The sequence below is a fragment of the Pseudomonadota bacterium genome, assembly GCA_018242545.1.
In the GTDB taxonomy this organism is placed as follows: Bacteria; Pseudomonadota; Alphaproteobacteria; order 16-39-46; family 16-39-46; genus 16-39-46.
In genome coordinates, this window is the sequence record JAFEBT010000003.1 from 43,711 (window position 1) to 62,553 (window position 18,843).

At 36.1% G+C, this 18,843-nt stretch carries 20 protein-coding genes and 1 other RNA gene; 14 read left to right on the forward strand and 7 right to left on the reverse strand.

Annotated elements, in window-relative coordinates; genetic code table 11:
• Position 1: 1 nt before the first annotated feature.
• The 6 genes from JSS34_01115 to JSS34_01140 form a co-directional block, all read right to left on the reverse strand.
• Positions 2–325: a YbaB/EbfC family nucleoid-associated protein gene (locus JSS34_01115; GenBank protein MBS0184948.1), complete on the reverse strand. Its 324-nt coding sequence runs from the start codon at positions 323–325 to the stop codon at positions 2–4.
• Complete coding sequence (locus JSS34_01120; GenBank protein ID MBS0184949.1) at positions 325–2,052, reverse strand: DNA polymerase III subunit gamma/tau; 1,728 nt, start codon at positions 2,050–2,052, stop codon at positions 325–327. Before JSS34_01120 ends, JSS34_01115 begins: the two co-directional genes overlap by 1 nt.
• Positions 2,053–2,095: 43 nt before the next feature.
• An RNA gene (gene ffs, locus JSS34_01125) (signal recognition particle sRNA small type) lies at positions 2,096–2,191 on the reverse strand.
• Positions 2,192–2,290: 99 nt separating this feature from the next.
• Complete coding sequence (locus JSS34_01130; protein MBS0184950.1) at positions 2,291–3,781, reverse strand: hypothetical protein; 1,491 nt, start codon at positions 3,779–3,781, stop codon at positions 2,291–2,293.
• Positions 3,782–4,011: 230 nt separating this feature from the next.
• Positions 4,012–5,214 (reverse strand): hypothetical protein, encoded by a 1,203-nt coding sequence (locus JSS34_01135; GenBank protein ID MBS0184951.1) that lies wholly within the window; start codon positions 5,212–5,214, stop codon positions 4,012–4,014.
• A 13-nt stretch (positions 5,215–5,227) separates the two neighbouring features.
• Positions 5,228–6,457: a hypothetical protein gene (locus tag JSS34_01140; GenBank protein MBS0184952.1), complete on the reverse strand. Its 1,230-nt coding sequence runs from the start codon at positions 6,455–6,457 to the stop codon at positions 5,228–5,230.
• A 201-nt stretch (positions 6,458–6,658) separates the two neighbouring features.
• Between JSS34_01140 and JSS34_01145 the strand changes: the two genes are divergently transcribed.
• The 3 genes from JSS34_01145 (at position 6,659) to JSS34_01155 (ending at position 7,591) form a co-directional block, all read left to right on the forward strand.
• A complete protein-coding gene (locus JSS34_01145; protein ID MBS0184953.1) occupies positions 6,659–6,907 on the forward strand; it encodes a type II toxin-antitoxin system Phd/YefM family antitoxin in 249 nt (82 codons plus the stop codon).
• Complete coding sequence (locus JSS34_01150; GenBank protein MBS0184954.1) at positions 6,900–7,142, forward strand: type II toxin-antitoxin system RelE/ParE family toxin; 243 nt, start codon at positions 6,900–6,902, stop codon at positions 7,140–7,142. The genes JSS34_01145 and JSS34_01150 overlap by 8 nt, the downstream gene beginning before the upstream one ends.
• A gap of 182 nt (positions 7,143–7,324) precedes the next feature.
• The gene (locus tag JSS34_01155) at positions 7,325–7,591 is read left to right on the forward strand and encodes a DUF2442 domain-containing protein (protein MBS0184955.1); all 267 of its coding nucleotides are present in this window, start codon (positions 7,325–7,327) and stop codon (positions 7,589–7,591) included.
• Positions 7,592–7,698: 107 nt separating this feature from the next.
• Here JSS34_01155 and JSS34_01160 read toward each other — a convergent pair whose 3' ends face one another.
• Positions 7,699–8,046 (reverse strand): iron-sulfur cluster assembly accessory protein, encoded by a 348-nt coding sequence (locus JSS34_01160; GenBank protein MBS0184956.1) that lies wholly within the window; start codon positions 8,044–8,046, stop codon positions 7,699–7,701.
• 138 nt (positions 8,047–8,184) lie between these two features.
• Here JSS34_01160 and JSS34_01165 point away from each other — a divergent pair, with 138 nt between their 5' ends.
• From JSS34_01165 to JSS34_01215, 11 genes are all read left to right on the forward strand, one after another.
• Complete coding sequence (locus JSS34_01165) at positions 8,185–9,939, forward strand: arginine--tRNA ligase (GenBank protein ID MBS0184957.1); 1,755 nt, start codon at positions 8,185–8,187, stop codon at positions 9,937–9,939.
• A gap of 60 nt (positions 9,940–9,999) precedes the next feature.
• On the forward strand, positions 10,000–10,719 hold the full coding sequence (locus JSS34_01170) for an SPOR domain-containing protein (GenBank protein MBS0184958.1): 720 nt from the start codon (positions 10,000–10,002) through the stop codon (positions 10,717–10,719).
• 3 nt (positions 10,720–10,722) lie between these two features.
• Positions 10,723–11,424, forward strand: coding sequence for a site-2 protease family protein (locus JSS34_01175; protein MBS0184959.1), 702 nt, complete (start codon positions 10,723–10,725; stop codon positions 11,422–11,424).
• Positions 11,425–11,435: 11 nt separating this feature from the next.
• The gene (tatA, locus tag JSS34_01180; GenBank protein MBS0184960.1) at positions 11,436–11,669 is read left to right on the forward strand and encodes a twin-arginine translocase TatA/TatE family subunit; all 234 of its coding nucleotides are present in this window, start codon (positions 11,436–11,438) and stop codon (positions 11,667–11,669) included.
• A gap of 10 nt (positions 11,670–11,679) precedes the next feature.
• Positions 11,680–11,922 carry a hypothetical protein gene (locus tag JSS34_01185; protein ID MBS0184961.1) on the forward strand — a complete coding sequence of 81 codons (243 nt, stop codon included), beginning with the start codon at positions 11,680–11,682 and terminating at the stop codon, positions 11,920–11,922.
• Positions 11,915–12,676, forward strand: coding sequence for a twin-arginine translocase subunit TatC (tatC, locus tag JSS34_01190; GenBank protein ID MBS0184962.1), 762 nt, complete (start codon positions 11,915–11,917; stop codon positions 12,674–12,676). The genes JSS34_01185 and tatC overlap by 8 nt, the downstream gene beginning before the upstream one ends.
• Positions 12,669–13,958 (forward strand): serine--tRNA ligase, encoded by a 1,290-nt coding sequence (gene serS / locus JSS34_01195; GenBank protein MBS0184963.1) that lies wholly within the window; start codon positions 12,669–12,671, stop codon positions 13,956–13,958. Before tatC ends, serS begins: the two co-directional genes overlap by 8 nt.
• Positions 13,942–14,754: a 5'/3'-nucleotidase SurE gene (gene surE / locus JSS34_01200; GenBank protein MBS0184964.1), complete on the forward strand. Its 813-nt coding sequence runs from the start codon at positions 13,942–13,944 to the stop codon at positions 14,752–14,754. Before serS ends, surE begins: the two co-directional genes overlap by 17 nt.
• A gap of 338 nt (positions 14,755–15,092) precedes the next feature.
• Positions 15,093–15,929 carry a hypothetical protein gene (locus JSS34_01205; GenBank protein ID MBS0184965.1) on the forward strand — a complete coding sequence of 279 codons (837 nt, stop codon included), beginning with the start codon at positions 15,093–15,095 and terminating at the stop codon, positions 15,927–15,929.
• 226 nt (positions 15,930–16,155) lie between these two features.
• On the forward strand, positions 16,156–17,031 hold the full coding sequence (locus tag JSS34_01210; GenBank protein ID MBS0184966.1) for a hypothetical protein: 876 nt from the start codon (positions 16,156–16,158) through the stop codon (positions 17,029–17,031).
• Positions 17,032–17,401: 370 nt separating this feature from the next.
• A complete protein-coding gene (locus tag JSS34_01215; protein ID MBS0184967.1) occupies positions 17,402–18,604 on the forward strand; it encodes a hypothetical protein in 1,203 nt (400 codons plus the stop codon).
• Positions 18,605–18,843 lie beyond the last annotated feature (239 nt).

The window sequence follows — 18,843 nt, forward strand, 5'->3', positions numbered from 1 at the left end:
ATTAAAAAGGAAGCGAAAGTCCCCCAAGTCCCTTCATTCCACCCATAATTTTTTCCATTTCGGTCGCCATCATCGCTTCTGATTTGCGTTTACCATCTGAAAAAGCCGCCACAATTAAATCTTCAAGAACATCTGCCTCTTCAGGATTCAACAAACTTGGATCCAGAGAAACAGAGATCACGTCTCCTTTTCCATTAAGAACCACCTTAACAAGTCCTGCTCCAGACGTTCCTTCAACATGCTGTTGAGCAACTTTTTCTTGTACAGAAGCCATATCGGACTGTAACTTCTGAGCTTGTTTCATCATTTTTGAAAAATTTTGCATTATTCCTCCTTCGGTTCATCAATAATTTTTTCAACACGGGCTTCTTTAAACGTTTTTAAAACTTCCTTCACAAGAGAATCTTTTTCAATCTCTAGAAGACGCATCTTTTCAAAAGCTTCTTTTTTATCACGCAAAGTAGGCTGACCCATTTCTTGAGACAACTGAACGATCCACTTTCGATGCGTTAAAGCTGTTAAAACCCGCGCTAACTGAAGATGATTTTTTGTCTCTGCCTCTGTATTAAGACGCAAAGTCAAAACACCCTCTTTCATATCAACCAGATGCGCTTCTTGATAAAGCATTGTATACAATCGAATCTCTTTATGTTTCAACAAAAAATCTGCTATTTCTTCCAAATTCTCAAAAGAAGGAATGCTTTCTTCTTCAGTTTTCTTTCCCGAATTTACTTTTTCTTCTAAAGGCGTCGTTTCAATGTCTTTTTCAATTTTTTCTTCAATTTTACTTTCTTCTTGATCCCGCACAAACTCTTCTTTTATGTCTGCTCCTTTTTCTGAAAAGAAAGAAGACCATGTATGAAGAGGAGGAAGATCTTGGATATATCCAAGCCGCATGAGCACCATTTGGCTTGCCAAAGCCGAAAGGGGAGATGAACGGATTTCTTCCCATCCTTTTGAAAGAATTTGCCATGTTCGTTGAAGAACAGGAACGGAAAAGGTCTTTGCAAGAGCATGAAGGTGGTGTTGATCTTCTTTTGTCCTTATGCCCAAATCAAGCATCGGGTCAACTTTAAGACGTGACAAAATATACGTTATATCGAGCAAATCTTTTATTAAACGAGAAGAATCGCCCCCTTTTTGATAAAAGTTCTCTGTCATTTTTAATGTCTTACTCATCTCTCCCTTATGAAGAGACTCAAACAACGTGATCATTTCTGAGCCTTCAAAAGCACCGACCATATCCCGAACATGACACGCCGTTAGAGAGAAAGCCTTTGATGATTCTGCGTCCGTTCTTTGAAACATATTAAGAGCTTGATCAAGAAGAGACATCGCATCCCGTAAAGACCCATCTGCAAATCGGGCAATAAGAGCAATGGCTTCATCATCAACCTTGCTTTTTTCTTGAGACACAATTGTTTTTAAATAAGAACTCATTTCTTCTGCAGAAATGCGTTTTAAATCAAATCGGCAACATCTTGAAAGAATTGTCACGGGAACTTTATGAATTTCTGTTGTTGCAAAAATAAATTTTACATGGGGAGGAGGTTCTTCCAAGGTTTTTAAAAGGGCATTAAAAGCATTCTTAGAAAGCATATGGACTTCATCGATGATATAAACTTTATACGCCGCTGATGCTGGAAGATATCGGCAAGATGAAATAATCTCGCGAATATCATCCACACTCGTGTGGCTCGCAGCATCCATTTCAATAACATCAAGATGTCTCTCTTCTAAGATATCTACACAAGGCCCACATGTTCCACATGGCTCCACGCTTTCATTAAGAGACCTCCCTACACAATTAATCGCCCGCGCTAAAATACGTGCTGTTGTTGTTTTTCCAACCCCACGTTCCCCTGTTAAAATAAAAGCATGTCCTAAACGATTACTCTTAAGAGCATTCGATAAAATTTGAATCATCACGTCTTGGCCGATAACATCCTTAAAAGCTTGAGGACGCCATTTACGCGCAAGAACTTGATAAGAGCCCTTTGACTCTTGTGAGGATGGCGAAGAGTTTGAAGTTGAGGAATTTTGAAGGCTCACCTAAGGCACCTTAAAAGATAAGAAAGTATCAAAAAAAATCAAAAAGGAATGAGCTCAATGACCCAAGGGGTGCTTTTTACGGCTGCTGCCTCTCGGCCCTGACCGGGTTTCAAAGCCCACTTGCCCAAAAAACCCATTCCCATCTTTCTTATATCAAACTCAAGGCGCTTTAGGATAGCTTTTTTTCTTTAAAAAATAAGAAAATCATTTTTTTGCATGAATTTTAAAAATACGGAATTTATTTTAATGTTCCCGGCAAGATATCATCTTCTGTTCCAGGCCTCATATACCAACGACCTAAATTCCTTGCATAGCTTGAATCAATAACATGCATACGTAAGCGCTTTCCTACTTTGGGATTTGTAAATTCTTGAGGTATTAAATCTTCATCAAAAACACGTATGGAACCATGACAATCAAATGAATGAAAAGCTGTCGCACCGGACGCTACGATTAAAGGAACTAATTCTTCCCATGCTTCTAGAAAAGATACTCTTTGATGGTTACCTCTCAGGTGCACACGTTTTTGGTAGGCAGCCTTTTCACAAATTTCTTGGGCGCTTGGAAATGTTTTAAATGCCCATCGTGTTTGAAGAAATCTTATTAATTTACTCTCTTCACATTCAATAACTTCAAGAAATGCATCATTACTGATGGCAGACGCATATACAAACCGGCTTGTCTGTGAAACATAAAAAGCCAACATAAGATCTTCACACGGCATAAAATCTTTTGCTTTTTTTCCAGGATAGTTAGGATGGTATACATTTTGATAATGTTTCCAGGGTGTAAGGCAAAAGTCGATGGTATTTAAGAGTTTATCTTTTAACGCTGGATTTTGAGATAAGATTTTAGCAATAACACTTTCAAGTAAAAGGTCTGGAAGAGCTTGAGAATAAGGATGTGACCCAGGAGTCTTTAATTCAGCTTCTACTTGAATGAGTTTCGTTCGGTAATCTTTATAAGCAGCATGGAGATTGTGGTGCTCATCAATAGGATTATTATCTCTATCTATGCCATTCATAAAAAGGATAAGCTCAAAAAGACCAACGTTTCTCGGGAGTTTCCCCCTTAATGTATGAGGGATAAAAAGAAAAGATCGTGAATTAACTATTGTATAGGAAAGAGGCGTTTCTTCTTCTCTGACCTCTCTTGAAACAGCATCCTGTATTCGCATCATTTTACCTTCTTGCGTTAGATAACAAGGAGTAGGAACATGAATACGAATATCTACATCTGACGCAAATTCATAACATTGATAGGGCGCATGTACGGAACGTAACAATTTTGTAATAATTCGTGTGGGAAATACTTTATGATAGAGAGAGCCATCCTCGTTTGTAAATCGTGCCATACTTGTAAATTCTTTTGTAAGGCTTTCATAATATTTTCTAAACGCGCTCTCTTCTTCTGCTAAAAGATAATCAAAAGTTCTATAAAAAACTTCTAACGAGGTACTAATATGCTGCACGGCCCATGCCGTTGCTATAAAATCTTCCTCCTCAAAGAGTCTTTCACCCCTTTGAGCTCTTTTTTTGTACTTTTGCCATAAAGGATAATTAAAGCGTGGAAATATATGACATCCATCATCGAAGAGTTTTTGTTGATAAAAAGCATATCGATTGGGAACAGGATGATCTTTAGCAGAATGTGCCTCATACATAAAGAGGCTGAAAAAAAGAAAATTTACAGATAAAAAAAGTCGTTTTAAAATAAGGATTTTAGACAAAAAAATACCACGCGCATTTCTACAAAAAAAGGTTTTTTCTTCCTTCAATTTAATTTTAAACCTAAGCATTATTTTAAATATTTTTCATAAAAAATAGAAACATAAATCTTAAATTCCATCCTTCAGTTAGATAGTCATTAAAATTTCAAATTTCAATAGAACGGTTTAAAATAAACACAAAAATTACATTTCAAGAAAACAAAATCCTTCTCAAAATCATACGTATTCTTCTAAGCATAGCCTTCCATCATATCCTTTGCGATCAAGCGCATCATGGCTTCTTTTCGCTTTTCACGGGCTCCTTCATAGTCTTTTGATTCTTCTTCAAGAAGTTGAGCCACGAGCTCTTCATAAAAGGCGCCTCTCTCAGTTTCAGAAATTTTTTCTAAGTGGGCTCTTGCTTCTCCCCATAACTGACCTTTAAGAGCTGCTTCCACAACCAAAAGCTTTGCAACACTTGAATCGGGTGTCAAATCTAATAAGTGGAGAGCCATGCGATAAGGTTCAAGCTTATCCTGCACAGGAGAGAGAGAAAGATATGTATGTCCCAACATAAAATTTTGAGAAATTTGCCATGCACGCTCAATTGTTTTTAAAGATTTGCTTCTTTTCCCATCTTCATTTAGGTATGTTGCGTAAAGGCATGCTGTTGGAACAAAGCCGGGAGAAAATTCATTCGAGTAAGATAAGAGTTCCATTTTTTCATCGCGCGACAAATCAGGAGCTTGTGATCTTCTGTACCATAAAAGTGCTTTAAGACTATTTTTACGTTTTCTCTCCTCTTGAGAGGAAGGCTTAATTTGATCTAAAATAAGCCCGGCTTTCTCAAATTCCTCTTCTTTTAAATAAACATCAAAAAGTGTGTAAAGAACCCAAGGGAGTGTCGGATATAATTTATAAAGCTCTTCGCTTAATGTTTTTACTTGGATATTATTTTTTTCCTTTAATGCAATCTTTGTTAATCCATAAAGTCCTAAAAATAAGCCTTCTTTTTCTTTTTTAATTTTTAAAAAGAGTTTTCGAGCGGCTTCATTATTGTTTTGTCTTAGATTTTCATGAGCCTCCATATAAAGCCCAAGAACAGGAGATGGAAATAAGCTTTGAAGTTTATGAGACTTCTCAAATATTTTTTCAATATCTTGGCCATAAAAATAAAGCATGCCTTCTAAAAGGGTGCGATATCCTTTTTTATATTTTCTTAAAGTATGGGCCTTTATAACACGGTCTTTCAATTTTAAAAAGAATTGTCCGATCATGTAAAGGCAAGTAAAAAGAATGCTAAGAAGAACGACAACCCCAACAGAAACACCGACGGACGTGTGGATACGATATCCTTGCCATTCTATAAGTACTTCTCCTGGAATTTGGATAATCCAAAGCGCAAGAGCGGCTAGAATAAAAAGCTTTATAAAAAAAATAAAAAACCGTACCATTAAGAGACTCCCTTTATTTACCTTTATTATCTTTAATGTTAATCCCTTTAATTTCGCCAAACGCACTTCCTAAAATATAACCTTCTATTTCTTGTAAAGTTTTTTGTGTCTCCATATATTGCTCTGCGGATATTATCCATTCCCGAATCTCACCTTCTTCTCTAAGACCAATGCTTTTCAACATTTCAAGAGCCCGTTTAAGATCGCCATAGCCAAGAACCTGTTCAATATTAACAAGCGTCCTATCAAGTGTTTCTTTTGTAACGCTTCCCCCTTTAATGCGCCGAACACTAACAAGATTTTTAATCCGCGATAAAATTTTTTCTTTAAAATTCTGCGGTTCAGGACGCAAAATGATGCTAATTTTATCTGCAACATTAGGAAATGACAAATAAAGATCTACAGGCGTTGCAATCCCTTCATAAGAAAGAGGCTTTAAAGACTTTAAAAGATCTTGGAGCGTTTCATCACTCACCGCAATTTCGTTCATCAATGCTTTTAATTCCTCTTCAAAAGGACGCCCCGCTAAGACAACTTGTTGCAAATTTGAGAAACTCTGCATCACTTTGAGGCTTTCTTGACCTGCTTTGTTTTTTAAAAGAAGTATTTTTTCAATTTCTGAAACACGTTCTTCTAATTGACGGAGATGGGCTTGATCAGCACTACTTTGTCTTGCTAAAAGAGCTGTCTCTTGAGGAAGAATAACTTGGGAATGCCTGCTTTCAAGTGCATTTAAACGCCCGTTTAAAGCTGCCATTTCACCTTGGGTTTGGACAAAATCTTTCTCAAGAAGATCAAATTTTTCAAGCTGAGTTCTTAAAATAATTTGATTCTCCTCAAGCTTTTTTATCCTCATCTCAAGTGTTTCTTGCGTTTCTGCTAAATCAGAAACTTCGGAAGAAACGGAAGAAACATTTTTTCCCTCTTCCATTGCTTCCCAAAAAAGAGCTCCCATTAAAACGAGGACAGCCATTCCTAAAACCCATAAAAAAATAACAAAAGATTTCTGCTTAGAGCCTTTTGATTTCTCTTCATTTTTTTCATCTTTTAAAGAGACGTCAGAAATAATTTTCTCTTTTTTTATCGGCTCCTTAGAAGCTAAAGAATGTTCATGAGAAGAAGCTTGCGCTGCTTTTATCTTTTCAGAACGCTCTTCTTTCTCATTCTTGTTTTTAACATGTTTTTTTTCTTTTGATTTTGACTGTTGTGGATGAGAGAGAGCTTTTTTTGTAATCTTTACCATGATGAACCTTTGGCTTTAATAAGTGAAAGACATTCCATCATAGCGTGTCTTTTTGGATTTAAGCAAGAGGGGTTAAATTTTCACAGCATTTCCTCTATGTGTCTTGCCAAGAAAAAATCTGCCTTATCGTCTTAACATACAATCAAAAATAGCTATTATAGATATAATAGCTATTTTTTTACACGTTGAGGATAAAAAATAATGTTCCATATTGTTGCTAAAGATGCAAAAAACCGTTTTGGACAATTGTTAACAAGTGCCATGAAAGGGCCTGTTACAATTGATAAAAACAACAAACCTGTTGCTGTTCTTATCTCAACAGATGAGTATAAACGGCTTGAAAAAGTTGAAGAAGATTTTTTAGCACTTAAAGCACAATCTGCACTTAAAGAGGGCTTTATTGGGATTGAAGAAAGTGAAATTTTCTTAAAAGAATTGCTCAATGCTTAAAATTAATTTTTCTAAATCAGCGCAGAAAATTTTAAAATCTCTTTCTCCTAAGCACAAACATCAATGCGCCTTAAAGATACAAGAGTTAATCTTAAAGCCCCTTCCAAATGATGTTAAGTCTATAAAAGGGACTTCTTTTTTAAGAGTTTCTGTAGGAGAATATCGAATTGTTTATCAGTACACGAAAGAAAATTTAGAAGTTCTTCTTCTCGACAAGCGCAATAATGATTTATGAAATAATTAAATTATATCAACGAGTTAAATTTTTTATGGTGAATAGATACCTTATCTTTTAATGAGCATTTTCTTATTGTTTTATAAAGTAATTTCTTATTTTTTAAGGGTAATCAAAAAATTGAGATTGATAACATAATCATCAACGTTTAATTAAAATAGAACCTTTATACTAGGCATATCATGGACAATAAATTTAAAATTGTAAATTGTAGCGCTCAAGAAAATTATATTTTAAAAATTACTTTTGCTGACGGAGAAACTGGTTTCGTAGATTTGGCCCATCTCGTTGGAAAAGGTGTGTTTTCTCTCTGGAATAATATTAATGAATTTAAAAAAGTATCTATAGACCCTATTGTAAAAACGGTTTGCTGGGAAGGAGAGATTGATCTCGACCCTATAACTATCAGAGAACATCTTTCTATCTCACATAAAAGGAGTCTTGCCTAGGTGATTTCTACCTTTTTTGGTGATTTTCTTCTAAAGAAAGTTATTTTCAAACGGCTTAAAAACAAGTTGAGTCTTTATCATTAACAGCCTGAAAAATTTACTTTTTCTTAAATCACAGAAAAAGAGGTCTTGCATCCGCAAGAAGTTGTTGCTTGCGGATTGTTTTTAATCACAAACTGGGAGCCAATGAGCTCTTCTTCATAATCTAAAGAAGCTCCTTTCAAAAGCCCTAAAGAAATGTCATCAATAATAACTTCTCCAGGCTCTTCTCCATAAATCTGATCTTCTTTATTGTAAGTGTCATCCATTTTGAAAACATACTGAAACCCAGCACATCCGCCTCCTTCTACTAAAATACGAAATCTTATATTTTTTTTAGGAGAGTCTCCCGTTTTAGAAAGAACCTTTTTTAACTGATCTTGAGCTTTAGGCGTTATTGTAAACTCGCTTGGCACAGCAACCTCTCTTTTAAATTTTTTCCTCTCATTTGAGGGTAAAAAATAAATTTTCTGGATAACAGACGCAATCAGAGGTATACCAAAATAATCATCGTTAAAAAATAAAATTCTTTTTAAACGTTAGGAAATAGTGCCGTGAATCTTTTTCGTGATCTTCATCATCGCCTTTTAACCCTTCTAAGTGAGCTTCAACAAGAAAATACTCTACCCACGCCCTGTGAATTCTCAAAGGTGTCTTTGGAGTCTCCAAAAGATGAAACCCATGGTGATATGTCAACGAATGCAGCTCTTGTTCTTGCAAAATCTTCTTCTTTATCTTTCCAAGATTTTATTGAAACACTTAAAAAAAAGATATCTGCCTTTGAATGTGTAACATCGGTTGAAAGTGCAGGACCTGGATTTATTAATATGCGGCTTTCCGATGATTTTTGGCGCAGTTACTTAAAAAAAATTTTAGAAAACGGCCCTTCGTATGGAAAATCCAACGAAGGCACTGGTAAAACTGTCAATGTTGAGTATGTCTCCGTGAACCCAACAGGCCCAATGCATGCAGGGCATGGACGGGTGGCTGTTGTTGGAGATGCTCTTGCGACACTTCTTGAAAATGTTGGATATCGTGTTATTCGGGAATATTACGTTAATGATGCGGGAGGGCAAGCCGATACACTTGCAAGATCCGTATATATCCGTTATTTAGAAGCTCTTGGAGAAAAAGTCCCCCCTATCCCTGAAGGCCTTTATCCCGGAAGTTACCTTATTCCTGTGGGAGAAGCTTTGGCCAAACAATATGGTGCTCTTTATAAAAATACACCCGAATCAGAATGGCTTGAAACTTTCCGTGCTTTTTCTGTCAAGGCCATGATGGACCTTATTCGAAGTGATTTAAATCTTCTCGGCATTCATCACGACGTTTTTACTTCTGAAAATGAACTCCTTCACAAAGGCGTCGTTGCACATATGATCGAAACACTTAAAAAAGAGAATCTTGTCTATACAGGTATTCTAGAAGCACCAAAAGGAAAAGTTCCAGAAGATTGGGAGGCAAGACCACAACTTCTTTTTAAATCAACGCTTTTTGGAGATGATATCGATCGGCCTCTTCAAAAATCTGATGGATCTTGGACGTATTTTGCAAAAGATATCGCCTGTCATTATGATAAATATAGCCGTACACAAGGTGCTCTTTACAATGTGTGGGGAGCAGATCATGGCGGATATGTTAAACGCATTAAAGCGGCCGTTGAAGCCCTTTCCCATGGAAAAAATCATCTTGAAGTCATTTTGTGTCAAATGGTTAATTTAATGGAAAATGGAATTCCTTTAAAAATGTCCAAGCGTTCCGGAACATTTATCACGCTTCAAGAAGTCATTGAAAAAGTTGGAAAAGATGTCTTCCGACTTATTATTTTAATGCGTAAAAGTGATGCCCCTTTTGATTTTGATTTTTCCAAAGTTCTTGAAAAGTCGACTGAAAATCCTGTTTTTTATATTCAATATGCCCATGCACGTATTCAATCTGTGAAAAGGCAAGCCTTAGAAACGTTTCCCAATCTTGATTTAACACCTGACGGCCTCCTTAAAGCTTCTCTTTCATCTCTTCAAGAGGCAGAAGAAATTAATTTAATTAAAATTCTCTCTTCTTGGCCCCGGCATATTGAGCTTGCAGCTTCCTCTTTAGAGCCACATCGTATTGGTTTTTTCCTCCATAATCTTGCCGCTCATTTTCATGCGCTTTGGAATATGGGAAAAGAAAATACCGAACTTCGTTTTATTCATCCTCAGTCTCTTGAAAAAACACAAGATCGCTTGGTTCTTTTAACGTGTATTGCTCAAGTTATTTCAAATGGTCTTCAACTTTTGGGTGTGCAAGCACTTGATGAAATGCGTTAGGAGCTTAAGAAAAACGTGTTACAATTTTTCAAATACCTTGCGTCAGAAAACTCTTATAAGATGAAGATTTTTCTTGCATTAGGATGCCTAAGCCTTCTTTTGATAAGTCTTCTTTTTTGGGGAATTCTTAATAAAGAATCACATCATTCTTCATCGTCTCTCTATTCGGCTCCTCTTCTTAAACCTGATTATGAAACGTTCAAAATAAAATCTCAAAACCCAGGAGGATCACCTATTCTCCATCAAGATAAAGAAATTTATAATCAACTTATCAAAAAAGAAGAAAAATTAGAAACCCCAGACGAAGACTTTTCTGCATTTCTAACCGATCCAACCTCCTTTTTAGAGGAAGGTACGGAAATTCTCAAAGATCAGCCTTTACCGCCCCCTTCTCTTGAATCTCTTTATGATCCTGAAACAAATTTCCCTTCTCCAAAAGAAAGCACCCCTCAATCTTGGTCAGACATATTTGAAGAGCTTATGGAGCAAGGTATTGAACCAGCTGCTTCTGTCCAAAATTCTCAGTTTTACTGTGTTACACTTCCTCCTGTTCAAGATAAAGAACATGCACACACAGAATGGAGACGGCTTCGTTCAAAGAATAAACTTCTTCTTCAAAATCTGCCCATGACAATTACAAGAGATGAAAAATTAGAAGGGAAAGTTCAATTTCAAATTCAAATTGGTGCCTTTAAATCAGAATCTGAAGCAGAAAATATTTGCTTGGTTTTGCAAAACCAAAAAATCCCTTGTTATATCACAGTAATAAAAGGATCTTAACATATGGACACATTTTTCTTCATTCTTAAAAATGTTTTTCTCCTTGGATTTCCTGTTATCCTCGCTATTACGCTTCATGAATCAGCACATGGATTTGTAGCTCTTCAGTGTGGAGATAAAACTGCTTATGAAAGAGGAAGAATTTCTTTAAATCCATTCAAACATATTGATCTTTTTGGAACAATCCTATTACCAGCATTTCTCATAATTGTGCATGCTCCTTTTATTTTTGGATATGCAAAACCCGTGCCTGTTAATTTTAATGCTCTTAAAAATCCAAGGTGGGATACTCTTAAAGTTGCAGCAGCTGGCCCTTTAACAAATATTTTTCTTGCCTACTTTTCTGCCCTTGCATTTTATGTTATCCCTTTCTTTCCTGATTTTTTATTTACAGATTTTAAAACATTTTTGTCTACCTCCATTCAAATTAATTGTATTTTAGCTATTTTTAACATGCTTCCCATTCTGCCACTTGATGGCGGACGTATTTTAGGGGCCCTCCTTCCTCCAACACTCGGAAAACGCTTTTTACATCTTGAACGTTATGGTATGATTATTCTTCTTGTTTTAATTTCTTTTCCTTTTTTAACGTCAGCCCTTTTAGGATTTCCGATTCCTCTTCTGTCATGGATTCTTTTTCCTTTCCTTAACGGGCTTCTTGATATAATAAGGATCTTAAGCGGTATACCCATCGCATTTCTTTAAGGAGTCCATAAATGAGTATCGGATTTTGGCAAATCATTTTAATCCTCTTGATCGTGCTAATTGTTTTTGGATCTGGAAAACTTCCGAAGGTAATGGAAGATCTTGCGAAAGGAATTAAATCTTTTCGGGATGGTATGAATCTAGAAGATCACCCTCCCCATCAAGAAAAATCAGGACATTCCTTAGAAAAACTTCCCTCTTATAAAAAAAAGAAGGGCTCTTCTTCCAAAGTAAAAAAGCCTTGAAAAAATTCTAATGTTTTCGATTGGTATTTTTGAAATTATCCTTATCTTTGTCCTTGCTGTTATCCTCTTAAAACCCGAGGATTGGCCGATTTTACTGCATAAAGCAGGTCGTCTTTATAAGAAAATGCGCATTTTCAGCCATCATTTCCAGCGCTCTATTGAAAATGCTTTAGAAGCATCAGAAATTCAAAATTTTACAAAAAAAACGCCTCCCACGCCTCCCTCCTCTTATAAAGGTGGTCGGAATGACTGACTTTGATTCTCCAAAACCTTTCTTGGAACATTTTCGAGAGGCACGGAAAAGAATTCTTATTGTTTTCATTGCCTGGACTTTTGGCAGCGGGTTATCTTATTTGTTCTCTGAAGAAATTTTTGGACTTCTCCTTCTTCCTTTTGTAAAAGAAACACAAAAGAATCCTCATACCATAATCTATCTTGGGCTTACGGAAGCTTTTACAACTTATTTAAAAGTTGCTCTTTGGGGGGGCATTCTTTTGAGCTTTCCAATTTTTGTCTATCAATTTTGGAAATTTATAGCACCGGGACTCAAGCCAAAAGAAAAAAAAATCATAAAATCTTGTTTTATAATTTCACCCTTTTTGTTTAATCTTGGGGCTCTTTTTTCTTATTTTGTTGTGATTCCTCTTGCCTGGCGCTTTTTTTTAAGCTTTGAACATTCCTCCTTGCCTTTACCTCTGCTTCTTGAAGCACGTATGAGTGATTATTTTTCGCTTACCTTTAGCTTCCTTGTCTCTTTTGGGCTCAGTTTTCAATTTCCTCTTATTTTAATCGGACTTGCACACTTAAGGATTATTTCTTCAAGAGGACTTGCGTTAAACAGAAAATATGCCATAATCTTAATTTTTATTGTGGCTGCAATTTTAACGCCTCCAGACGTGTTAAGCCAAATTTTGCTAGCTATCCCCCTAATGATCCTTTATGAAGGGACAATTTGGATCATTCGTCGTAATGAGTATTTAAGTGAGACTTTAAAAAAACATGTTTGATCTCAAATGGATTCGTGAAAATAAAGATTTTTTTGATCAAGGGCTTCAACGTCGTGGGGTATCTTCCCAAAGTACACTTCTTTTAGAAATGGATGAGGCCTTACGTTCGCTCCAAACAGAAATTCAAACAATCAATGAACAGCGCAATGTTACAGCTCGTAAAATGGGAGAACTTAAGAAAAAAGGGGAAGATATAACAGCGCTTGTCCAAGAAGGCGCTCAGCTTAAAAACCTTCTCCCAGAACTTGAAGAAAAAGAAAGAACACTTCATCAACAAATTTTTAATATTCTTGCCTCTTTGCCAAACCTTCCACAAGAAGATCTTCCGGTAGGCGATGAAACGGCCAATAAAGAAATAAAAAAAGAAGGGACCCCCCCCTCTTTTTCTTTTACACCCAAACAGCATTTTGAATTAGGTGAATCCCTTGGGCTTATGGATTTTGAGCAGGCTGCTTATATTTCGGGTGCGCGTTTTGTCATCCTAAAAGGGCCCTTAGCACATCTTGAACGTGCCCTTGCTTCTTTTATGTTAGATATCCATACACGAGAATTTGGATATCAGGAAGTTTCCCTTCCCCTTCTTGTTAAAGATGATGCTTTATTCGGAACGGGGAATCTTCCTAAATTTTCAGAAGATCTTTTTAAAACAACAAGTGATCACTGGCTTATTCCAACAGCAGAAGTTCCTTTAACCAACATAGTTGCTCAAAAAATCTTAGAAGAAAGTACTCTTCCTCTTCGCCTAACAGCTTACACACCCTGTTTTCGATTAGAAGCCGGATCTGCAGGCCGAGATACACGCGGCATGCTCCGTCAACATCAGTTTGGAAAGGTTGAATTGGTAAGTATTACAACGCCCTCTCAAGCTTCCGCCGAACACGAACGCATGCTCATGGCTGCTCAAACAGTTCTTAAGCGTCTTGAAATTCCCTATCGTGTTATGCTCCTTGCAACACAAGACATCAGTCCTGCCTCTCAAAAAACATACGATCTTGAAGCATGGCTTCCTGGCCAAAATTGTTACCGTGAAATCTCGAGCTGCTCTTTATGTGGCTCTTATCAAGCACGACGCATGAATGCACGATATCGTCCTCAAGATCCTCTTCATAAAAAACCTCTTTTTGTTTCCACTCTTAATGGCTCGGGTATTGCGGTTGGACGCGCTCTTATTGCGCTTCTTGAAAACCATCAACAAGAAGATGGATCTATTCGCATCCCTTTTGCTTTAAGTCCTTATCTTAACAACGCTGAAAAGATTACATCCCATGGTACTATTGAATAAAATTTCTGAGAATTATTCTCTTTCTTCTTTGCGCATCCTTGTTACTAATGATGATGGAATTCATGCGCCTGGACTTAAGATTCTTACAAAAATTGCGCGAACACTCTCAAATGATGTTTGGACTGTTGCACCCGAACAAGAGCAAAGTGGTGCAGGTCATTCTTTAACGCTTTCAAAACCTTTACGAATTCGAAAACTTGCAAATCGTCGTTATAGCGTTGATGGAACACCTACAGATTGTGTGCTTTTAGCTGTAAAAAAAATTCTGCCCCGAAAAAAGCCAACGCTTATTCTTTCGGGTGTTAATTTTGGAGGAAATATAGGAGAAGATGCAACGTATTCAGGAACTGTTGCAGCTGCCATGGAAGGCATACTTCTTAACATCCCCTCAATTGCTCTGAGTCAAGTTGTCACACGAACAGAAACTCCTAAATGGTCTACGGCACTACATTTTGCGCCCTCCATCATTAAACAACTTCTTGAAACCGGTTGGCCCCAACACATTTTGATCAATATTAATTTCCCAGATTTAATTACATCCTCTGTAAAAGGAGTGCGTGTTGTTTCACAAGGGTTCCGACCTGCCGGTGTTGATCAAATCAGTGAAAATCTTGATCCAAGAGAAAGAGTCTATTATTGGATTGGTCCTCAAGCTGATTTAAAAGAATTTCCATCAAATACAGACCTTGAAGCAATTTCTCAAGGGTATGTTTCTATTACGCCCATGGATGTTAATTTTACGCATAAGAAAACGCTTCCCATCCTTCAAACAGCTTTTGAGAAATTTAAGCTTTAAAGAATTTTTCTTTATGGTTTTTATAAAGGGCCGCGCGCAACTTCTTATCTTATATGGAATAAGAGGCCATTGGTCTAAACATATCCTCAAATTTTTTTAACACAAAAAATTTTTATAAAAAATGCTAAGAACTTGACATTTTTTTATAATTCATCTCATGTATTGATTTCTCTAAATAAAAATTCTCGTCTAAAGATAAATTTTCATGACCATAATGAACCAAAGAACCATTTACTTTTTTTGAACATCATGTTCCCTGTTTTTTTCTCCAGTTTTTCCTTACAGGCAGTTCCACCTGTCATTGAAGAAATTGTGCATCCAGAAAATCCTCAAAAAAAATGCTGTCCATTCAAGGAACAATCACAACAGAAAACTCTCGCATGGGGCTGAGAACAGTTGAGAAGAAAGACATTACAAACCCTGATGGCACCCCAGGATTGGTCTCATTGGCTCGAATGAATGATGAAGATATGAAGTATGATCTTCCAAGTCTCTATGAAGCAGGAAAAACCAGTAAAACACACGATGAAACAATTCTTTCTTATGGACTTTGGAAGAATCGATTAGAAGGTCCCAAGTATGAAGTTACAGTGCTTTATGTTTTAGAAGATATTTTTGAACCTGCTCATCCAAGATTTATGGGATATGTGATGATCCATCATAAATCCAAAGATGAATTGAAGCTCTTTTCGCATATTGTGAAACCTTATCAACGAAAAGGTGTTATGACGATACTTGGGCAATATCTTCTACATGAATTTTTCCCTACGCTTCTTGCGCATCCTTTAACACACGAAAAAGCTTCAAGCTATAAAACGCTTCACTATCAGCTTTTCTATCGTCTCCCTCCAAATATTGATGAAATTAACCGTGCTGTTGAAAGATTCGCAACAAGAGTTCAAATTCCAATTTCTCATTCAACACCGTTACGATGGTCTCTTGATCTTATCCATCTTCCTAAAAAAGAAAGAGCCCATTCAGCTGCTCCTCAAAGAGGCAATTTAACCCAACAAAAACCAACACCTCATCCTGTTGCGCTCGGGCCAATCACACGAGCACGTCATAACCTTCACTCTCAAAGCTCTCGCTTGAGCATAGAAGGCAATGTTTCTCAAGAGAAGAAACCGCCTATGAAACGTTTACAACAACAGAGACGAAAATCAGCTTTTTTTTAAACTTTAGCTCTAATTAGGATCTATAGTTTTCCTAATTTTCCTGATTTTAAAATTTAATTTTATAAAAAATTATAAAATTCTTGACAGCACTCTCTTTTCACATAAAAATTTAGGACATGGAAAGCATTCTTTTAGATAAATATCGCTTTTAATGTGTTCTCTTAATCACTCCGCCTTCTTGTTTATTTTCCGAATTTTTATATCAAATTTTTGCTAAGGAGGAGCAATGGATAAAAAACAAACTCCGTTTTATATTGTGATTTTTGTTGTGTTTTTTTCTTACCTAAATCCCATAAATGCTATGCAAGCTCCTCTCTTTTCTCTTGAGGAGACTTCCCGTCCCCCTCAATCAAAACATCGTCTCTCTATTCATGCAGAACTTAACATAAATGATTGTTCCATACGACTCCGGAATATTATAAGTTCTGATATCACAAAGCCAGATCAGTCTCCTGGCCCTTTTTCTATTGCACGAAAAAATGAAGATGACTCTATAAGCCTCAGCACAATGACACAGTGCAGAACAGAACTTCTTTATACTTTATACTGGAGCAAACAATTAGAAACAGGACCTAATTACAACCCTCTTCTGCCCTTCGTGTTAGAAGACATATCAGATCCTTCAAATCCTATTTTTTTAGGATATTTTATTTTCGAAGAAGAGGATAGAACAAACTTGAATTTCATGGCCTACATTCAGCCTGATGCGCGCGGAAGAAAACTTATGACTTTCTTAGGTCCCTATCTTGTAAAAATATTCTTACCCACGCTTTGTTCTGATCCATCTACGTCCCAAAAAATGAGATCTTATCAAACTCTTACCTTAGAGATTCCGGCACATAATCCCCATATAAAGAGGATGGAAAACGCACTTGAAAGATTTTCAAAAGAGGTTGGGCTTCTCCTTGAAAAAAGTCCCCACATAGGTAAATGGAGACTAACATTGAAGCCAGCTCGGAAAGATGCCCGCTCTTTAACTTCTTTCGTTAAAAGATTGGTTTTAAGTCCCGTCAATGAAGACGATGCTGAGAACAAATCAGATCCCACGAGCCCTCGAATTAAGTTTCTCTCTCTTACTGAAAAAGCGGATTCTTTCGCTTAAATTTTTTATAATGACGCGAAAATTCTTTTCTTTAGAGGTAAGACCAAATTCTGTTAAAAGCAAAGAAGGAACCTGCGATGACTCAGGGACCCTCCTTAAATCAGTTTGTCACATGGATTTAAGAAATCTTTCTTTTAGAGAAAATGTTACATATCATATGTATGTAAGAATGATCTAAAAACGCAAAAATCTTATACAAATTCTCTTAAAAGAGCTTCGTTCATCCTCTTGACTTATATCTCTTTTATGTCTACTCTTATTGAGTATCCTTATAAAAAATAAAAGAAAAACACGTTATAAATTCTTACTTTAAAAACAAAAATTACCTTTAACGTAAAAAAATAAATATCGAAGGTAGGATACCAAAAACATGAAATCAATTTCGGCTTTTTCTCAAAATTTTCTTAAAAAATATGGGATACACAATCAGCAAGATTTTTATTTTATTATATTGATATCAGGTATTCTTTATTTGAGCTGTGCCCTTATTACGACGTATGTAAACCTTGATATTCATCAACTTTCAGTTTTCAAAGCCGATTTAATTTCTTTGAATTTTGCAATGCCTTGTCTGGGCGCTCTCTTAAGCACCTTTTTTTTCCCAAAAATCCGTGAACATTTTCTTTTGAAGCATCGATTACATGTTTCACTGATAACTTTATTTATTTCTTTTGGTTTGATGATTTTTCTGATTAATACATCCTACGATTTTCCATTGCGCTTTATAATAGGATTTTTTTTCTGGCTCCTTTTCCTGGAAATAGCTTGTTTTGAAGCTGAGATTTTTCAGCCTCCTTATCGAGCAACGTTTTTTAGTTTAATGGGAATTGAAGTTGCATTATCTCGAGCTTTGGGCGCGGCTTGCGTAGATTTTTTACAGTCACCCCTTATGGTATTTGGAGCTTGTATGGTGGGAAATGGGATATGCTATTTTCTTATTTTAAAATGGAAGACCATTTCTAAAGATAAACAAAATAAAACTGTTACACACTCTCATACTTCCTCTGGTTCCTTTTCTAGAATCGTTCTTATGGCACCTTTAATTTTTATGTCAATCTTTTTAATGTCAAGTATTGGTGGGGCATTTAGAAGTTATTTAGCCATCTTTTTTGAAGGCACAGGGTTGAATGAAGGAAATGCAGCTTTGGCATACTCTTTTACAAGTTTAGGGGCTCTTATCCTAATGCCAATAGCAGGGCGCATAGGAGATAAATGGGGATATGAAATTACATTCCTTTTAACCGTTTGCATGGGCCTTTTTGCTTCAATCTTGTCTTTCTTTTTTAAGGAAGAACATATTCTCTTGTTTTTATTTTTTATCATCAGAGGAGCAAAACAAGCTTTTATTTTTTTGATGTATGGTTGGTTTGCAACCCAATGTTCAGGCAAAAATCTTTCTTACGGAATGGCTTCTTTTTCTTTAATAAGGTCTTCAAGTTATTTTCTTGCACCTTTAAGCGTCGGTGCACTCATTAATTTTTATGGAAATACCAGCTTACTCTGGTGGACTTTGGGATGTTTAAGTCTTACTTTCATTTTCATGATTTTTCAAATGAAACAAGCAAAATCATAACAAAAAATTTACTCAGATAATGAATGATTTTAAAAAGATCTTTTAAAAGATAAAATTTTAATTTTTCTATAAAGACACTGTTTTTAACATATCGTTTCTTTTTGAGATAAAGCTTTTTGAAATTTTTTTCCAATATAAATTGCATTTATTTCCCATAAAACAAGTAAAGAAATTCCAAATCCTCCTAGGGCGTGTCATCAATTAAATTGACAAAGAAGGAGAGAGAAGAGATATTGAGG

Bases quoted from the DNA above. Each gene is read 5' to 3' on its own strand.
- JSS34_01115 (MBS0184948.1), bottom strand. From the start codon at position 325: ATGCAAAATTTTTCAAAAATGATGAAACAAGCTCAGAAGTTACAGTCC.
- JSS34_01135 (MBS0184951.1), bottom strand. From the start codon at position 5,214: ATGGTACGGTTTTTTATTTTTTTTATAAAGCTTTTTATTCTAGCCGCT.
- JSS34_01140 (MBS0184952.1), bottom strand. From the start codon at position 6,457: ATGGTAAAGATTACAAAAAAAGCTCTCTCTCATCCACAACAGTCAAAA.
- JSS34_01145 (MBS0184953.1), top strand. From the start codon at position 6,659: ATGTTCCATATTGTTGCTAAAGATGCAAAAAACCGTTTTGGACAATTG.
- JSS34_01150 (MBS0184954.1), top strand. From the start codon at position 6,900: ATGCTTAAAATTAATTTTTCTAAATCAGCGCAGAAAATTTTAAAATCT.
- JSS34_01155 (MBS0184955.1), top strand. From the start codon at position 7,325: ATGGACAATAAATTTAAAATTGTAAATTGTAGCGCTCAAGAAAATTAT.
- JSS34_01170 (MBS0184958.1), top strand. From the start codon at position 10,000: ATGAAGATTTTTCTTGCATTAGGATGCCTAAGCCTTCTTTTGATAAGT.
- JSS34_01175 (MBS0184959.1), top strand. From the start codon at position 10,723: ATGGACACATTTTTCTTCATTCTTAAAAATGTTTTTCTCCTTGGATTT.
- tatA (MBS0184960.1), top strand. From the start codon at position 11,436: ATGAGTATCGGATTTTGGCAAATCATTTTAATCCTCTTGATCGTGCTA.
- JSS34_01185 (MBS0184961.1), top strand. From the start codon at position 11,680: ATGTTTTCGATTGGTATTTTTGAAATTATCCTTATCTTTGTCCTTGCT.
- tatC (MBS0184962.1), top strand. From the start codon at position 11,915: ATGACTGACTTTGATTCTCCAAAACCTTTCTTGGAACATTTTCGAGAG.
- serS (MBS0184963.1), top strand. From the start codon at position 12,669: ATGTTTGATCTCAAATGGATTCGTGAAAATAAAGATTTTTTTGATCAA.
- surE (MBS0184964.1), top strand. From the start codon at position 13,942: ATGGTACTATTGAATAAAATTTCTGAGAATTATTCTCTTTCTTCTTTG.
- JSS34_01205 (MBS0184965.1), top strand. From the start codon at position 15,093: ATGCTGTCCATTCAAGGAACAATCACAACAGAAAACTCTCGCATGGGG.
- JSS34_01210 (MBS0184966.1), top strand. From the start codon at position 16,156: ATGGATAAAAAACAAACTCCGTTTTATATTGTGATTTTTGTTGTGTTT.
- JSS34_01215 (MBS0184967.1), top strand. From the start codon at position 17,402: ATGAAATCAATTTCGGCTTTTTCTCAAAATTTTCTTAAAAAATATGGG.